The sequence below is a fragment of the Marinospirillum sp. genome, from assembly GCF_044810985.1.
In the GTDB taxonomy this organism is placed as follows: Bacteria; Pseudomonadota; Gammaproteobacteria; order Pseudomonadales; family Halomonadaceae; genus Marinospirillum.
In genome coordinates, this window is the sequence record NZ_CP085242.1 from 2,856,613 (window position 1) to 2,881,197 (window position 24,585).

The 24,585-nt window shown below is 53.5% G+C and carries 23 protein-coding genes and 4 tRNA genes; 16 read left to right on the forward strand and 11 right to left on the reverse strand.

Annotation, left to right across the window (positions count from 1 at the left end; translation table 11 throughout):
* Positions 1 to 59 precede the first annotated feature (59 nt).
* The 6 genes from LG323_RS13500 to ccoN form a co-directional block, all read right to left on the reverse strand.
* A complete protein-coding gene (locus LG323_RS13500; RefSeq protein ID WP_404417201.1) occupies positions 60 to 566 on the reverse strand; it encodes a FixH family protein in 507 nt (168 codons plus the stop codon).
* Positions 566 to 2,011, reverse strand: a complete 1,446-nt coding sequence (gene ccoG / locus LG323_RS13505; protein ID WP_404417204.1) for a cytochrome c oxidase accessory protein CcoG — start codon at positions 2,009 to 2,011, stop codon at positions 566 to 568. Before ccoG ends, LG323_RS13500 begins: the two co-directional genes overlap by 1 nt.
* Positions 2,012 to 2,212: 201 nt before the next feature.
* Positions 2,213 to 3,214: a cytochrome-c oxidase, cbb3-type subunit III gene (ccoP, locus tag LG323_RS13510; protein ID WP_404420142.1), complete on the reverse strand. Its 1,002-nt coding sequence runs from the start codon at positions 3,212 to 3,214 to the stop codon at positions 2,213 to 2,215.
* Entirely contained in the window at positions 3,198 to 3,398 is a 201-nt protein-coding gene (locus LG323_RS13515) for a cbb3-type cytochrome c oxidase subunit 3 (RefSeq protein WP_310695073.1), read from the reverse strand. Before LG323_RS13515 ends, ccoP begins: the two co-directional genes overlap by 17 nt.
* Positions 3,399 to 3,402: 4 nt before the next feature.
* Positions 3,403 to 4,008 (reverse strand): cytochrome-c oxidase, cbb3-type subunit II, encoded by a 606-nt coding sequence (ccoO, locus tag LG323_RS13520; protein ID WP_404417207.1) that lies wholly within the window; start codon positions 4,006 to 4,008, stop codon positions 3,403 to 3,405.
* A 17-nt stretch (positions 4,009 to 4,025) separates the two neighbouring features.
* Entirely contained in the window at positions 4,026 to 5,450 is a 1,425-nt protein-coding gene (gene ccoN, locus LG323_RS13525) for a cytochrome-c oxidase, cbb3-type subunit I (protein WP_404417210.1), read from the reverse strand.
* A gap of 449 nt (positions 5,451 to 5,899) precedes the next feature.
* Between ccoN and LG323_RS13530 the strand changes: the two genes are divergently transcribed.
* The 9 genes from LG323_RS13530 (at position 5,900) to LG323_RS13570 (ending at position 11,752) form a co-directional block, all read left to right on the forward strand.
* Positions 5,900 to 5,975: transfer RNA gene (locus LG323_RS13530), tRNA-Val, on the forward strand.
* 37 nt (positions 5,976 to 6,012) lie between these two features.
* Positions 6,013 to 6,089 (forward strand) — tRNA-Asp (locus LG323_RS13535).
* 37 nt (positions 6,090 to 6,126) lie between these two features.
* Positions 6,127 to 6,203 (forward strand) — tRNA-Asp (locus LG323_RS13540).
* A gap of 18 nt (positions 6,204 to 6,221) precedes the next feature.
* Positions 6,222 to 6,297, forward strand: a tRNA-Val gene (locus LG323_RS13545).
* Positions 6,298 to 6,621: 324 nt separating this feature from the next.
* A complete protein-coding gene (locus LG323_RS13550; RefSeq protein WP_404417213.1) occupies positions 6,622 to 7,407 on the forward strand; it encodes an ABC transporter ATP-binding protein in 786 nt (261 codons plus the stop codon).
* 1 nt (position 7,408) lies between these two features.
* A complete protein-coding gene (locus LG323_RS13555; protein ID WP_404417216.1) occupies positions 7,409 to 8,113 on the forward strand; it encodes an ABC transporter ATP-binding protein in 705 nt (234 codons plus the stop codon).
* Between the two features lie 30 nt (positions 8,114 to 8,143).
* A complete protein-coding gene (locus LG323_RS13560; RefSeq protein WP_404417219.1) occupies positions 8,144 to 9,148 on the forward strand; it encodes a branched-chain amino acid ABC transporter permease in 1,005 nt (334 codons plus the stop codon).
* The gene (locus LG323_RS13565; protein WP_404417222.1) at positions 9,148 to 10,443 is read left to right on the forward strand and encodes a branched-chain amino acid ABC transporter permease; all 1,296 of its coding nucleotides are present in this window, start codon (positions 9,148 to 9,150) and stop codon (positions 10,441 to 10,443) included. The genes LG323_RS13560 and LG323_RS13565 overlap by 1 nt, the downstream gene beginning before the upstream one ends.
* 28 nt (positions 10,444 to 10,471) lie before the next feature.
* Entirely contained in the window at positions 10,472 to 11,752 is a 1,281-nt protein-coding gene (locus tag LG323_RS13570) for an MgtC/SapB family protein (protein ID WP_404417225.1), read from the forward strand.
* Between the two features lie 62 nt (positions 11,753 to 11,814).
* On the opposite strand, the gene LG323_RS13575 is transcribed toward LG323_RS13570, so the two are convergent.
* Positions 11,815 to 13,023: an ABC transporter substrate-binding protein gene (locus LG323_RS13575; RefSeq protein WP_404417228.1), complete on the reverse strand. Its 1,209-nt coding sequence runs from the start codon at positions 13,021 to 13,023 to the stop codon at positions 11,815 to 11,817.
* 183 nt (positions 13,024 to 13,206) lie between these two features.
* On the opposite strand from LG323_RS13575, the gene LG323_RS13580 reads away from it, so the two are divergent.
* Positions 13,207 to 15,231 carry an FAD-dependent oxidoreductase gene (locus LG323_RS13580; protein ID WP_404417232.1) on the forward strand — a complete coding sequence of 675 codons (2,025 nt, stop codon included), beginning with the start codon at positions 13,207 to 13,209 and terminating at the stop codon, positions 15,229 to 15,231.
* Here the strand turns inward: LG323_RS13580 and gshA are convergent.
* The 4 genes from gshA to LG323_RS13600 all read right to left on the reverse strand — a co-directional run bounded on the left by gshA (position 15,220) and on the right by LG323_RS13600 (position 19,850).
* Positions 15,220 to 16,821, reverse strand: a complete 1,602-nt coding sequence (gene gshA / locus LG323_RS13585; protein WP_404417235.1) for a glutamate--cysteine ligase — start codon at positions 16,819 to 16,821, stop codon at positions 15,220 to 15,222. The two genes, LG323_RS13580 and gshA, sit on opposite strands and share 12 nt — an antisense overlap.
* Before the next feature lie 98 nt (positions 16,822 to 16,919).
* On the reverse strand, positions 16,920 to 17,630 hold the full coding sequence (locus tag LG323_RS13590) for a SapC family protein (protein WP_404417238.1): 711 nt from the start codon (positions 17,628 to 17,630) through the stop codon (positions 16,920 to 16,922).
* Positions 17,631 to 17,798: 168 nt separating this feature from the next.
* Positions 17,799 to 18,206, reverse strand: a complete 408-nt coding sequence (locus LG323_RS13595; RefSeq protein WP_404417241.1) for a CBS domain-containing protein — start codon at positions 18,204 to 18,206, stop codon at positions 17,799 to 17,801.
* Between the two features lie 228 nt (positions 18,207 to 18,434).
* Positions 18,435 to 19,850, reverse strand: coding sequence for a dihydrolipoyl dehydrogenase (locus LG323_RS13600; RefSeq protein ID WP_404417244.1), 1,416 nt, complete (start codon positions 19,848 to 19,850; stop codon positions 18,435 to 18,437).
* Positions 19,851 to 19,979: 129 nt separating this feature from the next.
* Between LG323_RS13600 and LG323_RS13605 the strand changes: the two genes are divergently transcribed.
* From LG323_RS13605 to LG323_RS13630, 6 genes are all read left to right on the forward strand, one after another.
* Positions 19,980 to 20,867: a DMT family transporter gene (locus LG323_RS13605; RefSeq protein WP_404417247.1), complete on the forward strand. Its 888-nt coding sequence runs from the start codon at positions 19,980 to 19,982 to the stop codon at positions 20,865 to 20,867.
* Between the two features lie 73 nt (positions 20,868 to 20,940).
* Entirely contained in the window at positions 20,941 to 21,444 is a 504-nt protein-coding gene (locus LG323_RS13610) for an outer membrane beta-barrel protein (RefSeq protein ID WP_404417250.1), read from the forward strand.
* Positions 21,444 to 22,334: an NAD(+) kinase gene (locus LG323_RS13615; protein ID WP_310695042.1), complete on the forward strand. Its 891-nt coding sequence runs from the start codon at positions 21,444 to 21,446 to the stop codon at positions 22,332 to 22,334. Before LG323_RS13610 ends, LG323_RS13615 begins: the two co-directional genes overlap by 1 nt.
* An 11-nt stretch (positions 22,335 to 22,345) precedes the next feature.
* Positions 22,346 to 23,347 (forward strand): metallophosphoesterase, encoded by a 1,002-nt coding sequence (locus tag LG323_RS13620; protein ID WP_404417253.1) that lies wholly within the window; start codon positions 22,346 to 22,348, stop codon positions 23,345 to 23,347.
* Between the two features lie 120 nt (positions 23,348 to 23,467).
* Entirely contained in the window at positions 23,468 to 24,334 is an 867-nt protein-coding gene (locus LG323_RS13625; RefSeq protein WP_404417256.1) for a rhomboid family intramembrane serine protease, read from the forward strand.
* Entirely contained in the window at positions 24,331 to 24,585 is a 255-nt protein-coding gene (locus LG323_RS13630) for a DUF1315 family protein (RefSeq protein ID WP_310695036.1), read from the forward strand. Before LG323_RS13625 ends, LG323_RS13630 begins: the two co-directional genes overlap by 4 nt.

Consider the following 24,585-nt stretch of genomic DNA (forward strand, 5'->3'; position numbering starts at 1 on the left):
TGATTGTCATCTTGAATACTCTGCTGCCCCGCTCTGGTTTCTGGTGCTGTGGCTGGCTATTAATGGCTGCTGGGACGCATTTCCAGAGGACCCTTGAGTGGGAAGTGGGCGCGACTGTGAAGTCGCCACTCCTTGTTGGGGCCATAGAGCTTGACGTCCCAGTCGTTGGCTGGCTGTTGAGGCAGGTTGCCCAGATAGCGCCCACCCTGAAGGTGCTGGACGGGAATGGAGAAATCCTGGTTGGCACGCGTGGGATTTTCCATCAGCACCAACATTTCCTCAGGGAAGCTGGTAAGCTGACCGGACAGGTCCAGGTGCAGCTGGTTGCTGACAAAGCGCAGGGAAGCCGTCAGATCCAGCTCTTCTGCGTAGCGATCGCGTTCAAAAGACTGGTTGATCGCTCTTCCCTCCTTGTAGTAATCCTCGTGTACGACCCCATCATAATTGATGTTGCCGACAACCAGCAGGGTTAGACCTGAAAAGACACCCAAAATAGCTGGCCCAAAGGCCAGCCAACTGAGAGGTTCTTTATACCAGGGTTTTTTGGTTGACGTACTTAGGTTCATTAGCGTGCTGACCTTAAAATAAAGCGGGATTCACGTGAGTTTTTAAGACTCGGGTCGGATTCGGATTCAATATACAGCCTTATATCGATCGCAGGAACCTGAGGAAGTTTCTCAGGGTCAGCAACAACCCGGAAAGAAAACTGTTGGGTTTCACCGGCATCCAGGGTGTAGGTTTCTGCACTCTGAAGTTCAAGCCCTTCCGGTGCTTCAAGACTTAACCTGAAAGTACGCTCTTCCTGCACCATGTTGGTAATACCTATCCGGTAGCTGTTTTCAATCAGTCCTTCAGAAGTCATGCGGAACAGCTGGTTGCGATCTCTTTGCACTTCCATTTCCAGCGGCACCCGGTTGGACAGGGCTACGCTGAAGGCAATAATCATGGCCATCAGAACCGTAAAGTAACCAATCAGGCGAGGTCGTAAAATTTTCGTTTTGCGGCCTTCAAGCTCTTCTTCAGTGGTGTAACGAATCAGGCCACGAGGGTATTCCATCTTGTCCATAACCTGATCACAGACATCCACGCAGGCTGCACAGGTGATGCACTCATACTGCAAGCCATTGCGGATATCGATGCCGACCGGACAAACCTGCACACAGAGGTCGCAATCAATACAGTGGCCAAGGTTGGCTTCTTCCAGATTGGTGGACTTTTTGCGTGGGCCGCGTGGCTCACCGCGAGCTGCATCATAAGAAACAATCAAGGTGTCCTTGTCAAACATGACCGCCTGAAAACGTGCATAGGGGCACATGTAGATGCACACCTGCTCGCGCAGCCAGCCAGCAAACAGATAAGTGAACAGGGTAAAGAAGCCCATCCAGAACATTTCCCAGGTTCCCAGCTCAAAGGCAAGGATTCTGGGCAGCAGATCACGTATGGGTGAAAAGTACCCCAGAAAGGCAATGGCCGTTGCCAGAGCGATCACCAGCCACACCAGGTGCTTGATGCCCTTGCGCAGGAACTTCTCGCCATTCAGGGGTTGTTTGTCGAGTTTTTTGCGTTTGTTGGGTGAACCTTCGGTTTTTTCTTCAACCCAGATATACAGCCAGGTCCAGACAAACTGGGGGCAGGTATAGCCGCACCAGACACGACCGGCAAAGTTGGTCACGAAAAAGAGCACGAAAGCCAGAATGATCAGCAGCCAGGCCAGGAGCATAAAATCATGCGGGAAAAAGGTGGTGCCCAATATATGAAACTGACGGGCCGGAAGGTCAAACAGGATGGCCTGACGATCCCCCCAGGGAATAAAGGGAGTCAGGAAAAACCCCAGCATCAGTACCCAGTTGGTGCCTGTTCGCAGTTTCTGGAAAAAGCCCTGAACCCGTCTTACATAAATATGCTTGCGGGAGGTGTAAAGCTCACCCTGAGGCCCACCGGTAGTGGGTGACTTGCGGTTCTGGGCAGCATCTTTCGGGGTTACATCTTGAGTCGGTATCTTGTCGGTCATTCGCTTATCACCAAGCAGGAATGGAAAATAATATCTCTCGAATTCAGACCCTGGGTTTTTTTATGGGTTGTATTGTTCTAGGTAGGATTATCCGTAATACCCAAGCGGCTTACTTGGGTATTACGGATAGCACTATACTGAGGTTAAACGATAAAAGGGAATGCGACCATCCGCCGCATCCCCTTTCGTTATCAGCCTGGTTTATTGACTCAGGCTATAGATATAAGCAGTTACCAGGTGAACCTTGGGCAGAAGCTCAGCCAGTTCTTGCTCATTCATGCTGCGGCTGAGGTTGCTCAAATCAACACCATAGTCCAGATAACCGGCTTGCGCTGGCATGTGACCGTTACGACCATGACGCAGGGTTTGCTTGATGGCAGTCTGCAGATCCTGGCCGGGTTGCTGATACAGCCAGTAATCATCAGTCAGATCGGGAGCACCGATATCATGCATGTTCTGGGCAGCAGCACCCTTACCATCAGCACCATGGCAGGCAACACACTGAGCCATGAACTGAGGTTCAGCCTCTTCTGCCTTGGCCGCATCATGCTCTTCACCGGAAAGGCTCAGAACATAGTGGCTCATGTTGTCTATGCCTTCATTACCCAGGATGTCCTGGTAGGCCACCATGTTGCCGCTACGACCCCAGATAATAGAGGCGCGGATTCTTTCCGGCTCACCGCCATACATCCAGCTGTCATCGGACAGGTTGGGGAAGCCGTAGCCGCCGCGGGCTGAAGAACCGTGACAAATGGCACAGTTGTTCTGGTAGAGGCGATCGGCAACCTGCATGGCTTCGGGATCCTGGGCCAGTTCGGTGACTTCAATCTGGGCATAGTCGTCGAAAATGGGTGCATATTGCTCTTGAGCATGCTCCATTTCATCTTCCCATTGCCCCTGGGAAGTCCAGTCCAGAAAGCCTTTGTAGTTACCCAGGCCGGGATACAGCGCCAGGTAAACCAGACCAAATACAATGGTGATGACGAACATGATGAACCACCAGCGAGGCAGGGGGTTGTCATATTCTTCAATTCCATCCGCTGCGTGACCGGTGGTTTCAACTTCACCGCTCGCGGACGGGGTTTTATCAGTTTTGCGGTTTGCATACAGGAGCCACCAGCAGAAGGCAATTACACCCAGGGTAATTACCGAAATCCACAGGCTCCAGAAGCCGCTCATGGCTTGGTCAGTCATGCTTTTTATTCTCCAGTGATGAGCTTTCATCCTGGTTATGGTTTTTTTCGTCTTCGTCTTCATCGGCGAAGGGCAGGTTAGCCGCCTCGTCGAAAGGCTTTTTCTGTTTTTTGCTGTAAGCCCAATAGACTATCCCTAAAAAGGCAAGCAGCAAGATAACCGACATCAGCCCACGAAAAACGTTAATATCCATAACCCTACCTGTCTTTAAGAACGGTACCCAGTTGCTGTAAGTAAGCAACCAGTGCGTCCATTTCAGTTTTTCCGCGAACACTATCCGCGGCACCTGCGATTTCCTCATCAGTGTAAGGTACGCCCAGCATCTGCAACCGCTGCATCTTGGTGGCAGTTTGACTACCATCCAGGCTGGCGTAGTTGAGCCAGGGGTAAGCAGGCATTATGGATTCAGGTACTACATCACGTGGGTTGTGCATGTGAGCATAGTGCCAGTCATCACTGTAGCGACCGCCAACACGTGCCAGGTCAGGCCCGGTACGCTTGGAGCCCCACTGGAAGGTGTGGTCGTAAACAAACTCACCGGCTACCGAGTAGTGGCCATAGCGCTCTGTTTCGGCACGGAAGGGGCGAATCTGCTGTGAGTGGCAAACGTAGCAGCCTTCACGGATGTAGACATCGCGCCCTTCCAGTTCCAGAGCAGAAATGGGCTCCAGCCCTTCAACCGGCTGAGTGGTTTCCTTTTGGAAAAACAAGGGAACGATCTCGGCCAGGCCACCAAAGCTGATCACAACCAGGATCAGTACGGCCATCAGGCCTACATTCTTTTCAACAATATCGTGTTTCATCTAGATAACCCCTTCGCTTAGGCTGTTTGAGCAGCTGCTTTCTTTTCAGAAGCATTGCCCTTCACAGTCATGTAAACGTTGTAGGCCATCAGCAGCATACCGACCAGCCACAGCAGACCACCAATCCAGCGAACAATATAGCCGGGATGGCTGGCTTCTACTGACTCGATGAAGGTATACATCAGAGTGCCGTCAGCGTTGACTGCACGCCACATCAGACCCTGCATGATGCCGTTAACCCACATGGAGGCAATGTAAAGCACGGTGCCGACAGTGGACAGCCAGAAATGCACGTTGATCAAGCCAATCGAGTGCATGTCTTTGCGGTCAAAGAGACGTGGAATCAGGTGGTAGATAGCACCGATGGTGATCATGGCCACCCAGCCCAGAGCGCCGGCGTGTACGTGGCCGATCGTCCAGTCAGTGTAGTGAGACAGGGCGTTGACCGTCTTGATAGACATCATCGGGCCTTCAAACGTGGACATGCCGTAGAAGGACAGAGAAACCACCAGGAAGCGCAGGATGGGGTCAGTGCGCAGTTTGTGCCAGGCACCGGACAGGGTCATCATACCGTTGATCATACCGCCCCAGGAAGGAGCCAGAAGGATCAGGGACATGATCATGCCGACAGACTGGGCCCAGTCAGGCAGTGCAGTGTAATGCAGGTGGTGAGGACCGGCCCACATGTAGACACAGATCAGTGCCCAGAAGTGCACGATGGACAGACGATAGGAGTAAACCGGACGCTCGGCCTGCTTGGGTACGAAGTAGTACATCATGCCCAAAAAGCCTGCTGTCAGGAAGAAGCCAACCGCATTGTGACCGTACCACCACTGCATCATGGCATCCGTAGCCCCAGCATAGATGGAGTAGGAGTGCAGCCAGGAGGTGGGGATCGCCATGCTGTTGCCGATGTGCAGAACGGCAACGGTCAGGATGAAGGCCGCGAAGAACCAGTTGGCCACATAAATGTGGGAGGTTTTACGCTTGTAAATGGTGCCCAGGAAAACCACGGCATAGCTAACCCACACAACGGCAATCAGCACGTCGATAGGCCAGATCAGCTCGGCATATTCCTTGCCCTGAGTCAGACCCAGAGGCAGAGTAATGGCAGCCAGTACAATCACCAGTTGCCAGCCCCAGAAGGTGAAGGCAGCCAGACCGTCAGACAGCAAACGCGCCTGACTGGTGCGCTGCACCACATAGTAGGAGGTGGCAAAAAGTGCAGAACCACCAAATGCGAAGATTACCGCATTGGTGTGCAGCGGACGCAGACGTCCGAAGCTTGTCCAAGGAAGGTCAAAGTTCAGTGCAGGCCAAGCCAGTTGGGCTGCGATCCAGACGCCGACAAGCATGCCGACGATACCCCAGACCACAGTCATAATGGCAAATTGCCTTACCACCTTGTAGTTATAGGTTGGGTGTTCAATTGCTGTGCTCATGTCAGGTTCCCATTACAGCAGTTTAGTTGGAGGAATCCAGCGCCAAGTTTCCAGCAGCTGGGATTCCCCAGCCATGATACATGTCAATGGATCGCGATCATTCTAACTCAGAGCTAGAATGACCTGAACCTAAGTCTGCTTATTAAAAGGGGAAACACGAATAAGAGCGGCTGATTGCCGAGCATTTTTCTTTAAAAACAACGGGTTGCCTGGGTGCGACAAAAAACCCCACCCACTAAAGTCGCAACCTGTTGTTTTTGCTCATCCTTGAGGGAACCTGACATGAGCAAGTCAAGGTCGTCACTCTCAGAGGCTGGAAAATGTGGAAAGTTCCCGTTTTTGATGACTTGCCGGTTTCGGGTTGCAATCAACTGATAAGCAGCCAAAAAAATCTTAAAAAAGAAATTGACAGCCCCGGAAAAGGCTGTAGAATGCGCAGCCACATGACGGGGCGGTTAGCTCAGTTGGGAGAGCACCAGCCTTACAAGCTGGGGGTCACTGGTTCGAACCCAGTACCGCCCACCATCATGTCCTTCACCTAGTGAAGTATTACTGCAGATGCGGACCGGTAGTTCAGTTGGTTAGAATGCCGGCCTGTCACGCCGGAGGTCGCGGGTTCGAGTCCCGTCCGGTCCGCCATTTTCAGTAATAACCCCCAGATACAGAAGTATGCTGCGGACCGGTAGTTCAGTTGGTTAGAATGCCGGCCTGTCACGCCGGAGGTCGCGGGTTCGAGTCCCGTCCGGTCCGCCATTTTTCTGTCATCTTCCCGGGTGGTTAGCTCAGTTGGGAGAGCACCAGCCTTACAAGCTGGGGGTCACTGGTTCGAACCCAGTACCACCCACCATTTTCTGCTCCGATCAAGAAATCCCCCTTTCTACGCCCATATCTTCTACTCTAATTCAGAGAGCAGCCTTGTGGCTGGATTTTTTGTGCCTGCAAGTTGTGGGTGGGAAATGATGTGGCTAGAATGCGACCTTGGTTTAAGAAACCATAATTCACTATTGCGCTTGGTGATGCTGCGTTGAAATCGATCTCAAAATGCTCATTTACTCGACTGTAAACTCTGCTTTTTCGATCAATTTCGCCTTGCCTGACCTACGCTCATAACGTGAATTAAAGTTTTCTTCGTGTTCCGGTTTCTGGAATTCAAGTTTCTGGCGGGGGTAGGATGTCTTCAACAACACAAGAACAACCCATTATTGCCGTAAAAAATGTCAGCAAGGCATTTGGCGGCCTGCAGGTGATCAATAACTGCTCCCTTGAAGTGGCCCGGGGGTCAGTGACGGGTATGATCGGCCCCAACGGGGCAGGCAAAAGCACCCTGTTCAACATCATTGCCGGTACTCTGCCAGAGGATTCCGGTCAGGTTTTGATGGAAGGGCGGGACATTACCCATGAAACGCCCGATGCCCTCTTCCATCAAGGTCTTTTGCGCACCTTTCAGATTGCTCACGAATTTTCCCACATGACGGCTTTGGAAAACCTGATGATGGTGCCGCCGCGTCAGGAAGGGGAGACGCTCTTTAGTACCTGGCTCAAGCCCTCTCTGGTTCGTCAACAGGAACAGGAAGTGCGTCAGCGCGCCCTGGAAGTCATCGACTTCATCAACCTCTCGCATGTCAAAAATGAACTGGCAGGGAACCTCTCCGGTGGCCAGAAGAAGCTGCTGGAGTTGGGTCGTACCATGATGACGGATGCCAAGGTGGTTTTGCTGGATGAAATCGCTGCCGGGGTGAACCGGACATTGCTGGTGGATCTGGTCAAAAATATTGAACGTCTGAACCAGGAGATGGGTTATACCTTTCTGGTCATTGAACATGACATGGACATGATTGCACGGCTTTGTGATCCGGTCATTGTACTGGCTCAGGGCGAGGTGATGATGGAAGGTAGCATCGAAGAGGTGCGTAACAACCCGGAAGTGGTCGAAGCCTATTTTGGTAAGGTTGATTAAAATGTCATTACTGAATGCAACTCAGGTTGAAGGTGGCTATGGAGGAATGAATATCCTCAAGGGTGTGGATATGGCCATCGACAAGGAAGACATCGGTGTCATCGTGGGTCCCAACGGGGCGGGTAAATCAACCATGCTGAAAGCCATTTTCGGCCTGGTTCAGGTGAACGGCGGGGATATTCAGCTTCGTGGCCAATCCATTGCCAACCTGGCCCCCAACAAACTGGTGGAGCTGGGCATGGGTTTTATCCCCCAGGAAAAAAATATTTTCCCAAGCATGAGTGTGGAAGAAAACCTGGAAATGGGGGCTTATATCAAACCGCACACTACCAAAAGGATGTTGGAAATGATCTACAGTTTTTTTCCGCCTCTGCTGGAAAAGCGCAAGCAGCCAGCGGGAGAGTTGTCCGGTGGCCAGAGACAAATGGTGGCCATGGGACGGGCTCTGATGACTGAGCCGACTCTTTTGCTTTTGGATGAACCTACAGCAGGCCTTTCTCCTCTTTATATGCAGGAAATCTTTGACCGTATTGTGGAAATCAACAAAGCTGGTGTCGGCATCCTGATGGTTGAACAAAATGCCAAGCAGGCTTTGAATATTGCCACCAAAGGTTTTGTGCTGGCTTCTGGCCAGAACCTTTATACCGACAGCGGACAAAATCTGCTCAATGACCCGGAAGTCGCCAAAAGCTTTCTGGGCGGTTAACCCCTGCACCCAACCATGGGAGATAATACCTTGAACGAGTTGGTTTTTTTCATTAATAAAGTCTTGATATCCGGTGCAGTGTCGGGCTCCATCTATGCAATCGGTGCGGTGGGCGTCACCCTCGTGTTCAGTATCATGCGTTTTGCGCATTTTGCCCACGCCGACCAGATGACCTTTGGGGCTATGATTGTATTTTTTCTTACTGCCCTTTTTCCTGGAAGTGGCGCTGCTCTGGGTATTCCCACCCCGCTCTTGATGCTGCCCCTGGCCATGGTTGTGACGGCCCTGCTGGCAATCGGTATCGACAAGACTTTCTATAAACCTCTGCGTGAACATGGCGTCAAACCCATTGTGATAGTGATTGCTTCGCTGGGGGTCACCCTGATGCTGCAGGGGCTGATCCGTCTTTTTTCCGGCACCAGCTCACGCAGCATGTATATTGAAGAAACCAAGGCGGTTTTTCGTCTGGATCTGCCTTTTGATCTGGCTGCCCGACCTCTGGTGATTACCGAACCCCAGATCACCCTGATTGTTTTTACCCTCCTGGCGGTTATCGGCTTGCATCTTTTTCTGAATCGTACCCGAACCGGCAAAGCCATGCGCGCCATGTCGGATAATGTCGATCTGGCGCGGGTATCCGGTATCGATACCAACAAGGTGGTGATGGTGACCTGGGTGCTGGCAGGTTCTCTGGCCGCAGCTGCCGGGACTTTTCTGTCCATGGATGTCAGCCTGAGCCCGGATCTGAGCTTCTTCCTGCTGCTGCCCATTTTTGCAGCAGCCATCGTTGGTGGTGTGGGGCATCCCTACGGTGCCATTGCCGGTGGCTATTTGGTCGGTTATGCCGAAACCCTGTCGGTGTTCAACTGGAGCATTCTACTGCGCCCTCTGAACAACTGGTTTCCGGAATGGGTGGAGCTTCCCCGCAACCTGTCGATGGTGGGTACGGAATACAAAATCGTGGTGCCCTTTTTCATTCTTGTTGCAGTCTTGATCTGGCGTCCCACCGGCATCTTTAAAGGGAAGGTGATCTAATGTTGGCGAAAATGATCGAAAAATTTCCACAGGGCCTGCCTGTGCGGGAAACCCTGGTTGCTGGCCTGATTCTTGTGTCTATCCTGCTGGTGTTTCTTACCCAGGGTAATGCTTACAGTATTCGTATGCTGGTGGAAGCCAGCTGTTATGCCATTATTGCTTTGGGTCTGACCATCCAGTGGGGCTATGGTGGCCAGTTCAATGCCGGGGTTATGGGTTTTGTGGCTATGGGTGGCTTTTGTGCCATGCTCTTCAGTGTGCCGGTCAACCCCGATTTTTGGGGGTCCGACCTGCCAGGAAGGCTGGGACGCACTTTCCTCTGGGGGCTGGCCGGTATAGCCCTGGTGGTGGCCGTTTCCCGTATTGATCGTTTGGGCGTTCCCAAAAAATGGCGTACCCTGCTGACGATTATTCTGGCTTTGCTGGTCTGGATGATTTTCCGTGCACTGTTTGACCCTCTTGCCGATGCGATAGAGTCTGAAGCTGGCTTTGTGGGTGGTCTGGGCCTGCCTGCCTGGATAGGCTGGCTGATGGGTGGACTTCTGGCTGGCGTGGTGGGCTACTTTATCGGGCATATCTGTCTGGGTTTGCGCAGTGACTACCTGGCCATTGCCACTCTGGGGATTGCTGAAATCGTCAAGGCCTTCCTGAAAAATGCCGACTGGTTGACCCGCGGCACTGCAACGGTTTCACCCCTGCCCTGGCCGACCCCCGGGCCGGGTGAGCTGGGCTTTATTCTGGCCCGTTCCATCTATCTGGCCATTACCGCCATCATGATAGTGGCGATCTTTTATCTGCTGCAAAAAGCCTACAATGCTCCCTGGGGCCGTATGATCCGGGCGATTCGTGATAATGAAATCTCAGCCCAGGCCATGGGCAAGGATATCAACAAGCGCCGCCTGGAGGTTTTCGTCTTTGGTTGTGTGCTGATCGGGATTGGCGGTGGTGCCCTCACTACCTTCAATGGTATTTTTGATGCTCAGGGTTTCCTGCCGCTCAACCACACTTTTCTGGTGCTGGTGATGGTGATTCTGGGTGGCCCCGGCAATAACCTGGGCACCATTCTGGGTGCCCTGTTGGTCTACATTATCTGGGTGATGTCGGAACCCCTGGCTTTGTTGGTCATGCAGCTGGTTGTGGATCTGGGAAGCAACTGGTTTGCCTGGGAGGCCCCCGATAATCTGTCCAGTCGTGCTCTTCAGGCCCGGGTGTTTGTCATCGGCCTGCTGATTGTTCTGGTACTGCGTTATGCACCCAAGGGGCTGATGCCGGAAAAAACCCAGCAGGTAAACTGATACAGCCTAACAAGGACTTAGGGGGATTATGGGTGACCTGACGCAGAAGCTCATTTCGGACAATCAGGTTCTGATCAATCTGGGAATTGCGCTCCTGCTGGGGGCGCTGATTGGCTTGCAGCGAGGTTGGGTTGCCCGGGATCGCAAGTCAGGCGAGCGCATAGCCGGTATTCGGACTTTTGCACTGGTGGGGCTGCTGGGCGGGGTCGCGGCTCTGTTGACCAAGCAACTGACGCCCTGGGCTTTTCCAGTTGTTTTTGTGGGTGTTATGGCTGTCAGTCTGGCGGCCTATCTGGCCAAAGCCAGAAAAATTGAAGATTACAGCATCACCAGCCTGGTCGGTTTGATTCTGACCTTCTGCTACGGTGCTCTGGCGCTTGCTTATGACCCCACGCTGGCTGCCGCCTGTGCAGTGATCACCACCATCATTCTGGATAACAAGGAAGAGATCCACGGCTTGCTGCATCGCCTTTATGCCCATGAGCTGGATGCCGGGCTCAAGCTGCTCTTGATTACCGTCGTTCTTCTGCCGCTTTTACCCAATAGAGATATGGGGCCGGGAGGAGCACTCAACCCCTATGAAATCTGGTGGTTGGTGGTGCTGATTGCCTCGGTTTCCTTTGTCGGTTATTTTGCGGTGCGTGTGGGAGGGGCGGAAAAAGGCATTCTTTTTACCGGTCTTTTTGCTGGCCTGAGTTCATCCACTGCCCTGACCCTGCATTTTGCCCGGCAATCACGCCATGCCACGCAACTCAGTTCCCTGCTGGCCGTGGGGATACTCCTGGCCTGTGGCACCATGTTTCCGCGGATTCTTCTCTATGCTCTGGTGATCAATCCGGCGCTACTGGAGAGTCTCTGGTTGCCAGTTCTGGTTATGACGCTACTGCTTTATATTCCAGCCTTTATGATCTGGCGCACCAGCCGTCGCAGCCTGGCCGTTGAGCAACCCACACTCAGTCAGAACCCCCTGGATCTGACTTCGGCAGTGGTTTTCGGTGCTCTCTTGACCGGTATTCTGGTGCTGGGTGAATGGCTGAGGGATGCCCTGGGTGATGCCGGGATCTATCTGTTGGCAGCCAGCTCGGGTGTGGCCGATGTGGATGCCATTACCCTGTCTTTGACACGCATGGCCCAGGGGCGGATTGAGGAAAGCACAGCCGTGATTGCCATTGTTTTGGCGGCCAGTGTCAATAATGCCATCAAGGCGGGTATGGCGGTTTTTCTGGGCACTTCCACGCTGGGCTGGAAGGTGGCTTTGCCCATGGGGGTTTCTTTGTTGGCGGGACTGGCCGTGGCCTGGTTGCTGTAAAAGAATACGGGGTGGCTGTAAGAGCCACCCCGCAAACTGTCCTGAGCTGTTTCCAACCGTGATCAGAAGTCGATCTGACCCTTGGTCACCAGCTCACCATCAGTGATCAGCATTTCTACAACGACACCCATGATGTCGCCGTTTTTGTCAAAGTCATGCTTGCCGGAAGCACCTTCATAGTTGATCTCCTTGCCTTCGGCCAGGAGGCGCTTGGCCTTTTCCCATTCGCCGGGCAGGATGACTTCACCTGGGGCGGAAGCAACCGCACGCACGGCCTTGGCCAGCCCCTGACGGGAGTCACTGCCATTTTGCTCCACAGCCAGGGCGAGGATAAAGGCAGCATCATAGGCCTGGGCAGCAAAGACCGCGTTGGGGTCAAAACCGGCATCTTTGGCCGCTTTCTCGAACAGATCGGTGCCGGGCAGATCAGGTGAACCCGGGCGGGTGGCGATCATGCCTTCCAGAACATCCGCGCCCAGGGCTTCGATCAGAGTGTCGCTGATCATGCCGTCAACCCCCACATACTGGGAGAAGGAGCCGCTTTCATGAGCCTGACGCAGGATGGTCTGACCGGAAGAGTCGGCATAGGCGAAAACCACCAGTGTTTCCACCATTTGGCCTGACAAGGAGCCCAGCTCTGACCGATAGTCGGCACGGTTGTCTTCGTGAGCCAGGTTGTCGGCCACATAGCCACCCAGGGATTCATAGGTTTCCACAAACTGGTCGGAGAGGCCACGACCATAGTCATTGTTGACATAGGTGGCAACGACTTCATCAATGCCCTTGTTGATCAGCAGATGGGCCAGGGCTTCACCCTGAAAGGCATCGGAAGGTACGGTGCGAAAAACCAGGTCGTCATCTTCAATGGCTGTGACCGCCGGGGCCGTGGAAGCCGGTGAAATCATCACTACATCACCGGGAATGCCTGCGTTATTGGCAGCAGCCAAGGTGGCACCGGTGCAGAGGGCGCCCACAATGGCCGTCACTTTTTCACTGTTCACCATACGGTCAGCGGCATTGGATGCAGCCGAGGAGTCCGAACAGGTGGTATCCCCCGTGGGCATTGCAAAGTCCTGGCCATCCAGCAGACCGCCCTGATCGTTGACTTGTTTTTGTGCCAGTTGAGCACCTTCGTGAATAGCGGGCGTCATCCCCTCGATGGGGCCGGTGAAGCCACCCAGAAAGCCGATTTTTACTTCAGCCTGAATCTGGGCTGCACCCAGCACTGAAGCGGCAGCCAAGCCGATACTCAGTAAAGTTTTTTTCATCATGATTTTCTCTCTTTTTTGTGATGGGTTCCCTGAACCTCATTAATCTTGGGATGTTTTGTGAAGAAAAACAAGGTGCGAATGTTTCAGTGCGTTATCCAGTATTCGTTTTAAACGTGCGATTGAATTTGTGTTGGGTTAGACTGGGTAGACCTTTTGATAAGAACAACGGCAGGAGCTTTGATTATGAGCAGCAACGCCTTTCCCCATCTTTTTGAACCTCTGGATCTGGGTTTTACCCGCTTGAAGAACCGGATACTCATGGGTTCCATGCACACCAACCTGGAAGAAACCTCTGGAGGTTTCGAGCGCCTGGCAGCCTTTTATGCAGAAAGAGCCGCAGCCGGTGTGGCTCTGATCGTCACCGGTGGTATCGCACCCAATGAAGAAGGCGTGGTTTTTCAGGGCTCGGCCAGAATGACGACCGCAGAAGAAGCAGCAGAACACCGGATGGTGACCACGGCCGTGCATGAAGCAGGTGGCAAGATTTGTATGCAGATACTGCACACGGGTCGTTACGCGCATTCTTCACGCCTGGTTGCCCCTTCACCCATCAAGGCCCCGATCAATCCTTATACACCTAAAGAGCTGACGGGCGAAGAGGTGGAAAAACAGCTGAATGATTATGCCCGTGCTGCAAGCCTGGCCAAAGAGGCTGGTTATGATGGGGTGGAGGTCATGGGCAGTGAAGGCTATCTGATCAACCAGTTTATGTCGCGTCGTACCAATGAACGTCAGGATGAATGGGGTGGCAGTTTTGCCAACCGCAGCCGTTTTGCAGTGGAAAGCGTGCGCCGGGTCAGGGAAGCAGTGGGAGAGGATTTCATCATTATTTTTCGACTTTCCATGCTGGATCTGGTGGAAGACGGCAGTACCTGGGAGGAGGTGGTTACCCTGGCCAAAGCCATAGAAGCGGCAGGTGCCAGCCTGATCAATACCGGCATTGGCTGGCATGAATCCAGGGTGCCGACCATCGCCACCAGTGTGCCCAGAGCCGCTTTTACCCGCGTGACCCTGCGCATGAAAAAGGAAGTCAAGATTCCCCTGATCACCACCAACCGCATCAATATGCCGGAAACGGCCGAAGAGGTGCTGGCAGCAGGGCATGCGGATATGGTGTCCATGGCGCGGCCCTTTCTGGCTGATCCACAATGGGTCAGCAAGGCCGAGCAGGGCAAAAGCGATGAAATCAACACCTGCATTGCCTGCAACCAGGCCTGCCTGGATCAGGTTTTTATGGGCAAGGTCACTTCCTGTCTGGTCAACCCCCGAGCCTGCCATGAAACCCTTTTCCAGCCTGAGGCCGTCAGTCAGGTCAAGAAGGTGGCTGTGGTGGGCGCTGGAATGGCCGGTCTTTCCTGCGCCACCCAGGCGGCAGCCCGTGGACATCAGGTGACCTTGTTTGAGGCCGCCGATGAAATCGGTGGTCAGTTTAATCTTGCCCGCCAGATACCGGGGAAAGAAGAATTCAGTGAAACCCTGAGGTATTTTCGCAAGCAGCTGGAATTAACCGGTGTTGAATTGCGGCTGAACTCCCCGGCCAACCTGGAATTACTCCAAGGCTACGATGAGGTGGTGGTTGCCACTGGTGTGAAGCCGCGGATTCCTGACTTGCCGGGCGTGGAGCTGGCCAAGGTGGTGAGTTATCCTGAAGCCATTCGTCACCCTGAAAAACTGGGTAAGAAGCTGGCCTTGCTGGGTGCGGGAGGCATCGGCTTTGATGTTGCTGAACTGCTGGTTCAGGTTACCCGACAAAACCAGCCACAAAGCACGGAAGACTTCCTGAAAGAGTGGGGGGTGGACCTTGAAGTCGAACAGCCCGGTGGTTTGGTTCAACCTGAAACACCCCAGGCGGTCAGGGAAATCTATCTGTTACAGCGCAAAGCCAGTAAGCCGGGCAAGGGTTTGGGTAAAACCACCGGCTGGATTCATCGCGCTTCCCTGAAAGCTCACCAGGTCAAAATGCTGGCGGGTTGTGAATACTGGAAAATTGATGAACAGGGTTTGCATCTGCGCCATGAGGATGAAGATATCTGCCTGGATGTGGATCACATTGTTCTCTGCACCGGCCAGGAATCCGTCAATCAGCTGTTTGCTGAACTCAAGGAAGCAGGCCAGTCAGCTCACCTGATCGGTGGGGCTGAACTGGCTGCGGAACTGGATGCCCGAAGGGCGATTGAACAGGGCTACCAGCTGGCTTTAAGCCTGTGATGCTGGCTTGAAGTATTCAGCCAGGTAGTCATCAAAACTCAGCTGGTCACTGGCTTCCAGATCCTTTTGCTGTTGCAGGGAACTGGCTGCCAGTTCAGTGAAAACAGCTTCCCTGGCCTTGTTCATGGGGCAGGTCAGCAGTTGTTCACGTTGAGCACGGGCCAGTTGCAGGATGGCCGCATTATGGCTGCCGCTTTCCTTGATCAGCTCCAGTAAGCGAGCCGAAGGTGTCAGGCTGACATCCTCCACTCTGGCCAGCTGCTGCTCCAGGGCTCGGGAAAAGGGAGCTGTGTCAGGGTGGTTTTTATCCAGTAACAGGGCCACCGGCTGCAGGCGCTCCATCAGGGTGAGTGCAGCCTCCTGCAGTGGTTTTTGCTCCACCTTGTCCTGATCAAACCACCAGATGCGGGTTTGTAGATCGCGGCCCTGGTTGACGGCCTGGGTCATATTGTCTTCCACCTGCTGGCAGGCCCGGTCACTCAACTCCGGGCTGGTTTCCAGCAGACAGTAGAGCAGGAAAGTATCCAGAAAACGCATCTGGGCGACATCGATGCCACCGGGCAGAAAAGGATTGAGATCCAGGCAGCGCACCTCGATGTATTCCACTCCCTTTTCCTGCAGGGCTTCACTGGGTTTCTGCCCGCTGCGAGCCACTCTTTTGGGGCGGATGTCACTGTAGTATTCATTCTCAATCTGCAAAATATTGGTGTTGAGTTGGCGGTATTCACCGTCCACCTTCACACCGATTTTTTCATAGGCAGGGTGAGAGGTGTGAATGGCCTCCTGGAGGGTGTTGATGTAATTGTCCAGAGAATTGAAGCAAATCTTCAGGCTGGCTTGCACCTTGTTCTGATAACCCAGGTCGGACATGCGCAGGCTGGTTGCCAGGGGACTGCCCCAGGTGGCTTCTGCCAGAGGTGTCAGGGGGTGGTCGGGGTGTTCGGCCAGAAAGCTGGCATCCACCGCCGGACTGGCACCGAAAAGATACATCAGCAGCCAGGAATAGCGCCGGAAATTGCGGATCAGGGCGAAGTATTTATCCGATCGGAACTGGGCATCCGCCGCCTCGGGAGCCCAGCCTTCCAGCTCTGCAAGCAGCGGCCAGAGGTCATCCGGGAAGGAGAGGTTGTAGTGCAGCCCGGCAATGCTCTGCATGATGCGGCCATAACGCCAGTCCAGGCCATGCCTGTAGACTTCTTTCATGCGACCCACATTGGAGCGCCCATATTCAGCAATACGTACACTGCCATTACCCTCCAGGCGGCAGGGCATGCTGGCCGGCCACAAGAGCTCCTGGTTCTCCAGATGCCTCAGGCTGAAGCGGTGCAAATCCAGCAGAAAATCCAGAGTGTTTTCGCGACTGGTGCTAACCGGGGTAATGAACTCCAGCAGGGCTTCTGAATAGTCCGTGGTGATGTGTGGATGAGTCAGTGTGGAACCCAGGGCCGAGGGGTGATCCTCTTGACTGATCTTGCCCTCGGGGGTCGTTCGCAGGGTTTCCTTTTCCAGGCCGCGGCGTAGCTGGTCGAAAAGACCTCTGGCTGCTGCTGGTTCCAGTTGCTGCAGACGTTGATTAAGTTCTTGAGTCACTGAGGCTGCCTTGATGGGTAAAGATTGAATGGGGCGAATCTTAGCCAGTTTCGTCAGCGACAACAAGCCGGGCAGGAAGCCCGGCCTGAGAAGACCGCTTAGCTGCCGAGAGTTTGCAGGTTGGAAAGGGAGAGCAGATGGGCATAAACCCAGGGTAGCCAGCCTTTTTTGTGAAATTCCAGAATCTGGGCATCATCCAGTTTCATAAAGGCCTGTTCGTTGATGACCCGAAAATCCCGAAGCATGAAATGAGTGCCATCAGCGCGGCTGACCTGAAGGTCACGTTTTTCCAGCAGCTCCAGCTCCAGCAGTTTGTCGACGAAAGGCCGGGTGCGCTGCATTTCCTGGTGTACGCTTTCCACAAAAGTCAGAACCTTTTTCAGGTAATCCGCTTGTTCGCCCTCGTCAGTGAACAGAGGCTCACCTTCCCCCTGGGTGTTAAACCCTTTCCAGCCGTCATCCATACAGAGAGTCAACTGGCTGTTGTCAGCGGAGTTGGCCAGTATAAAAGGATAGCGGCGAATAAAAGCGGGAATATAAGCATTTTTCTGCCACTGGTTGGCATCATTAATAAAGATATTCTGTTTTTCCGAATAACCCATAACGGCAACCGGCACCAGGGACTCGGTTTCTCCCGAGAAAAGCACTGGATAGTAGCGGCTGGCATTGAAGAATTCGGTTGCAGCCAGAGGCACGACCGGGGTGGTGCGTGCAAAGCTGTAGTCGTTGTTGTAGGGCTTAAGGCAGAGGTCTTTGTGCTCTTCCTTGTTGAGAGGCGTAATATTTTGGTAAAAAAGAATTTCTGCCATGGTTCACTGCTTCCTGTTTATCCGGTTTTTATTCAGGCTTGAATACTACTAAGCCCACACCCCAATGAGAAGTGGCGATAAACAATAACTGCAGAATATGCAATAACTATGGCAGTCCATGCCTGCTTGCCGGGCACGGGGAGTGCCCGGCATGTTGCATCAAACTCTTTAACCCTGCGCACGGCTGGCAATCAGGGCCTTGAGCAGCAGGCCCCGAGTGATGATTCCTTGCACTTTTCCGTGGGAAACCACCGGGTAAAGTTTGGGCTTGTCCACTTGTGACATGGTCTGGGCCAGGTCAATGATGCTGTCATCGGGTTTGACACTCATGACTTCATGGCGCATGACATCCATCACCGTAGCCTTGCTGGTGCTGTGATAGCTGGATTCCAGCAACTGACGCAGCAGGTCGTGTTCGGAAACGAAGCCAATCAGCTCATGGCGTTCATTGACGACCGGGGCTCCGGGCAGAAGGTGTTTCTGCAAGGCTGCTGCAGCTTCCTCCACACTGGCATTGGCCTGAACGGTGTAGTTATCGTAAGACATGGCATCTTTAACCAGAATATGCTGCGTCATCGTGTTGCTCCTGTTTTTTTATTGACCTGAGGTGCTAAGAAACCTCTGATTAACTATTGCGCTTGCTTATGCTGCGTTGAAATTGGCCTCAAAATGCTCATTTACTACTTGTAAACTCCGCTTTTTCGTTCAATTTCGCTGGCGACGTGCACGGATGCTGGAAGTGCAGAGATTCATCAGGAATGAATTCTGCCCTAACCTGCGCTCATCACGTTAATCAGAGGCTCCTTAATCCAGTTGGGCCGCTGCCGAGCGAAGCGCGCTTCTCAGACCCTCTTCAATGACCGGGTGGTAGAAGGGCAGCTCCAGAAGCTGCGGGACGCTCAGTTGTTGTTGGATCGACCAGGCCAGCAGATGGGCCAGATGCTCCGCTGCCGGACCCAGCATTTCGGCTCCCAATAAAACACCACTTTCCTTATTAGCATAGACTCTTAGCAGCCCTTTGTTAACAAGGAGCACCCTGGAGCGCCCCTGATTGTGAAAACTGACTTCACCTATGACCAGGTTTTCGCTTCCCAGGCGTTCCTGAAGTTGTGGGAGGCTGGCACCCACCAGTGCCATCTGGGGGTCAGTGAAAACAACGGCAAGGGGTGTGCGCCTGGGAACCGGGTGGAGATCCGGCCAGCTGGCTGCATTCTGTCCGGCAATATGGCCTTCATCATTGGCTTCATGCAGCAGAGGGCGATAGTTCTGGACATCCCCGGCAATAAAGATGGGGGCTGCCTTGCCGGACTTCAGGTAAAGCTGCCCGGTTTGGGGATCGGCTGTCGGTGAACCTTTTGGGTTCAGTTGCAGGTCAGCTGCTTCAAGGTTCAATGACTCCAGGTTGGGACGTCTTCCCGTAGCCGCCAACAGGTAATCATAGCTCTCCCGGCATGCCTGCCCCTGCTGATCCACAAAGCAGATGTCCACCCCCTGGTCGGAGCGCTGGATAGTCTCTACCTGGGCGTCGTCGAGCAGGGAAAACTCCTGATTGAAAATCTCTCGGGCCAGATCGCGAATTTTTTCATCCTGCAACGGCCCGATGCTGCCGCCCCGGCCAAACAGCCGAACCCTGACGCCCAGACGATGCAGTGCCTGCCCCAACTCCAGACCGATAACGCCAGGGCCGAATACAGCCACGGAGTCGGGCAGCTTTTCGAAGTTGAACAGGTCTTCATTGCAGATCAGGCGGTCACCAGCCTCCTGGAATTGAGCCGGTATGAAGGGGCTGGAGCCGGTGGCAATGACCGTGGTACGGGTGTGAATGCGAAAGCCAGTGTCGGTTTCCAGGGTGTTGGCATCAATAAACCGGGCATAACCACGCAGGCGATCTTCTTCGGGCCAGTTGAGAACCATATCTGCAGCTGCGTTGGCAAAGCGATCCCTTTCCCTGCGCACCCGTTGCATGACCTGATGTCCGTCAACCCGGTATCCGGCCGTTAAATGAATACCGAATTCTTTGGCTTTCTCGAGCTGGTGGGCGTTTTCGGCTGCGGCAATCAGCAGTTTGCTGGGCATGCAGCCTACACGGGCGCAGGTGGTGCCATAGGCCCCGCCTTCGATGACAATAACTCTTTGACCGGATTTTTTGGCGGCCTTGTAGGCGGCCATTCCCGCTGTGCCTGTGCCAATGATGGTGATGTCTGTTTCACGTTGCTGCATGTCCGTCTCCAATGAATATTAGCCTGGTCGCAAGTATGTGGGTTATTGCCGAGGGTTTAAAGGGGCGCTTGCTGATGAGTTTCAGCAAACCTATAATCTGTTAACTTAATATTTTTAAGGGGTTAACAAGTGACTTATCTTTGGGGTGTGACTCTACTCTGGGCATTTTCATTCAGCCTGATCGGTGTTTATCTGGCAGCCAGCGTTGATGGCTACTTTGCGGTACTGACCCGAACGCTCCTGGCCAGTCTGGTTTTTCTGCCGTTACTGAAGTTTGCGCGCATTCCTCTGCGCCTGGCTATCAAGTTGATGGCGGTGGGCGGTGTGCAACTGGGTGTGATGTATATCTGTTTTTATCAATCCTTTACCCTGTTGAGTGTTCCTGAGGTCGTGTTGTTCACGGTTTTTACACCGATTTATATCACCCTGCTGGATGACCTCTGGCAAAAGCGTTTTACATTGTTCTATTTGTTGACCGCTTTGCTGGCCGTGGTAGGGGCCGGGGTGATCCGTTATAACGAACTCAGTGCTGACTTTGTGCTGGGCTTTTTACTGGTGCAAGGTGCCAACCTTTGCTTTGGGTTTGGTCAGGTGGCTTATCGTAGAATCATGCTGGCTGAAGAGGAGCAAGGCAAGGTGAATCTGAGTCATCGTGATGTCTTTGGCTATTTTTACCTGGGTGCCTTTGCCGTTGCCTTGTTGGCAATGCTGGTGTTGGGTGACTGGAAACGCCTGCCGACCACGGGTCTGCAGTGGGGTGTTCTCTTGTGGCTGGGTATCGTTGCTTCGGGTCTGGGTTATTTTCTCTGGAACAAGGGGGCGACTCTGGTGGATGCTGGCGCCCTGGCCATCATGAACAATGCCCTGGTTCCCGCAGGTTTGCTGGTCAATCTGCTGATCTGGAACCGGGATGTGGATTTGCTGCGCCTGGCGTTGGGTGGAGGCATTATTCTATTGGCGCTGTGGATTAATGAGTCCTGGGTTAAACCCAGAGTGGAAGCAGCCAGAGCCTCGTGACTCTGGTAATTCGTCTTTATTCAGTGTTTAATCGGGCTGAATACCGATCCTAAACTGGACAAGGAGTTTACCGATGAAGCGCTGGATGGCCTCAGGGCTGTTAACCCTGGCTTTTTTCCTGCCCTTTGCCACTGCTCAGGCTTTTTATGATGAGTATGATGACATCTACAGCTATGTCAGTGGTGGTCTGCATTCCTGGAATTCAGGTGAAGCCAGTGCAGAGGGCCTCAAGATACGTTTTGGGCAGCAGTTGAGTACTTTTGTCGGGGCGGAAATGCATTTTGCCCTGGGTGGGGAAGATGCAGAAGCTGAAGTGAGCCTGGATCGACTGTTCGGCCTCTATGCGACCTTTTCAGTGCCTCTGGACTCTTTCCGGCCTTATGGCAAGCTGGGCCTGGGTACTGCCTCTCTCAGTGAAGCCGAAGAAACCACCAGTGAGCTGGAAATCGGCTATGGACTGGGTGCCGCTTTTTTCCTGACTGATCAGGTTTTTGTGGATCTGGAGTATATGGTTTACCTGGAAACGGCTGAAATGGAGCTTGAGGGTTTTACTTTGGGTGCAGGCTATAAGTTCTGATGAAAAAACCGGGCTTTAAAAATATCGGCCTGATTGGCCGGTTAGGCAGTACACGGGTTGTGGAAACCCTGAAGAGGTTGATGCGTTATCTGGATGAACACCACTACCAGATTATCGTTGAAGACCGTACGGCAACGGTGCTTTTGGGACACGGCTTCCAGGAAGCCAACCGCAAAATGCTGGCGGAAATCTGTGACCTGGTCATTGTTGTGGGAGGGGATGGCAGTCTTCTGGGTGCGGCTCGTGCCATGGCCAGAACCGGTGTCCCTGTGCTGGGTGTTAACCGTGGACGTCTGGGCTTTTTGACCGATATCAGCCCCAGTGACCTGGAAGAAAAAGTGGCCGAGGTGCTGGCTGGGCATTACACCTCTGAACGGCGTTTTTTGCTGGATGCTGAAGTCATGCGTGCAGGTGAACCCATCGGCTCGGCAGATGGCCTGAATGATGTGGTTCTGCATCCGGGCAAGTCGGCACGCATGATTGAATTTGATCTGTATATTGAAGGTCAGTTTGTTTACAACCAACGTTCCGATGGCCTTATCGTTTCCACACCCACCGGTTCTACTGCCTATGCGCTTTCCGGTGGTGGCCCCATCATGCACCCCAAACTGGATGCTCTGGTGCTGGTGCCCATGTTTCCACACACCCTGTCCAGCCGCCCCATCGTGGTGGATGGCAACAGTGAAATCAAAATCATCATCACGGAAACCAATGAAACCTATCCGCATGTTTCCTGCGATGGCCAGACCCACCTGGTCACCAAGCCCGGCGATGTCATCTACATTCGCAAAAAGCCGCATAAGCTCAAACTGATTCATCCGCTGGGTCATGATTTTTATCAGATCTGCCGCAGCAAACTGGGCTGGAATTCCCAGCACAGCAACTATTGATGAGCTGTGTTATGCGTGGCTATGATCTGATCGGTGATGTGCACGGTTGCGGCAATACGCTGCGGCACCTGCTGCAGCTGATGGGTTATCGGCACCAGGCCGGTGCCTGGCGACACCCCGAAGGCCGCAAGGTGATTTTTGTAGGGGATATCGTGGATCGGGGGCCACGGGTGCGCCAGGCGCTGCACGATGTCAAGGATATGATCGATGCAGGTACGGCACGCATGGTGCTGGGCAATCATGAATACAATGCCATGGCCTACTTTACCCATGATGATCAGGGGCGTCCGCTGCGCGAGCATAATGCCCGCCATCAACGGGTGATTCAGGAAACCCTGGATCAGTTTGCCCACTACCCCCAGGAGTGGCAGGCTTTTCTGGACTGGTTTATGGACGTTCCCCTGGCTTTGGAAGACGAAGGTCTGCGCGTGGTTCATGCCTGCTGGGATCGCTCTCTGATGACTGAATTTCTCCGGCAGCATCCTGATGCCTGTATGGATGCCGATTTTTTCCGGCGTTCAGCCGTCCCCGGTAGTTTTGAATTTCGGGTGGTTGACCGCTGTACGCGGGGAACCTGGTTGAAGTTGCCTGAAGGTGTGACCCAGAAAAGTGGTGATGGTTTTGTCCGGGATCGTTTTCGTACCAGTTACTGGGTGGATCAACCCCGCACCTGGGGGGATGTTCTGTTTCAACCCGACCGCCTGAGTCCGGTGCTGGAAAGTCGCCTCCTGAGTGACGAGGACAAGCAGCAGCTGTGCTACTATCCGCCCGATGAACCCTCTTTGTTCTTTGGTCACTACTGGTGCCAGGGGTTTCCGGCAGTGATCCGCCCCAATCTTGCCTGCCTGGACTACAGTGCAGTCAAATACGGGCGTCTGGTGGCCTATCGTTATGATGGTGAAGCTGCTTTGGATGCCGGGAAGTTTGTTTGGGTGGAAGTGCAGCGGGATGAATTTCCGCCCCTGGATGAGTTGCGTGCAGAGATGACTGCAGAAAAAAATCAGAAAATCTGAAACGGCTGGGGAACTTCCGTATAATCCTTCCCTCAAAGCAGGTGTAGTTTCCTCATGATGATCCCTGCTTTGGCGGCCTTTTCAGGTCGCCATTTTTTTTGCCCAGGTACCTGATATCTTATGCTGAAAATCTTCGTGCTGCCCGGTGACCAGGATCCCATGCCATTATCTCGCCATCTCTGGCAGGCTAAAATCGGGCATCGTGTGCTGCCGGATGAAGCGACAGGTGGTCATGCTTTCTGGTTGTTGAGCGCTGAACAGCTACCGGCCTGCCGTGATGCTCTGGACGCCTGGCAGCGGGGTGACGTGCAATCACAAAAAACAGCAGGTCACCCATCCGGGGGGTGGCTGTTTTTCAGACAACGACCAGCAACCCTTATTCTGATGGCCACCGCAATAGTGGTCACTCTGGCCTTTGAATGGCTGGTGGGGCCTCTGGTGTTTTTTCTGGTGTCCTTTACTCCCATGCTGGTTGAGGGACGCGAGCTGGTGAGTCAACCCTTGAGTGCAACCCTGTCCAGCGGTCAGTGGTGGCGGCTGATTACCCCTATTTTCCTGCATTTTGGCTGGATGCATCTGGTCTTCAACCTGCTCTGGACCTGGGTTCTGGGGGAAAAAATGGAACGCCATCAGGGCAGTTTGCGCTTGGTTCTATTGGTTGTTTTTGCGGCTCTGGTTTCCAATGCCGCCCAGTTTCTGGTCAATGGTTCCAGCCAGTTTGGTGGGCTTTCCGGTGTGATTTATGCTTATCTGGGTTATACCTGGCTCTGGGACAGACGCCATCCCGGTCAGCAACTGGGACTCACACCCGGCATGATGGGTTTTATGCTGGGCTGGATGCTGTTTGGTATGACCCCCTGGTCGCAATCCCTGGGCATTAATATGGCCAACGAAGCCCACCTGGGTGGTTTGTTGGCGGGTCTGGCTTTTGCGTTTCTACCCTGGCCTTCATCAGGCACGGCCAACACGAGGAAGACTTCTCTATGACCTTTGCAGAAATGATTGAAAAAATGACACCTGATATTTACCAGGCGCTTAAAACCGGTGTCGAGCTGGGCAAATGGCCGAATGGCCAACCCCTAACGCCGGAGCAACGAGAAATCAGCATGGAGGCGGTGTTGCGCTACGAAGCCACGGCAGGTGTTCCTGAAGAAGAACGTGTGGGCTATATTGCACCCAAGCTTAAAAAGAAAACCGAGGCTGTGGAAGCCGTTAAAATTCTCGATTCAGGACAGTAA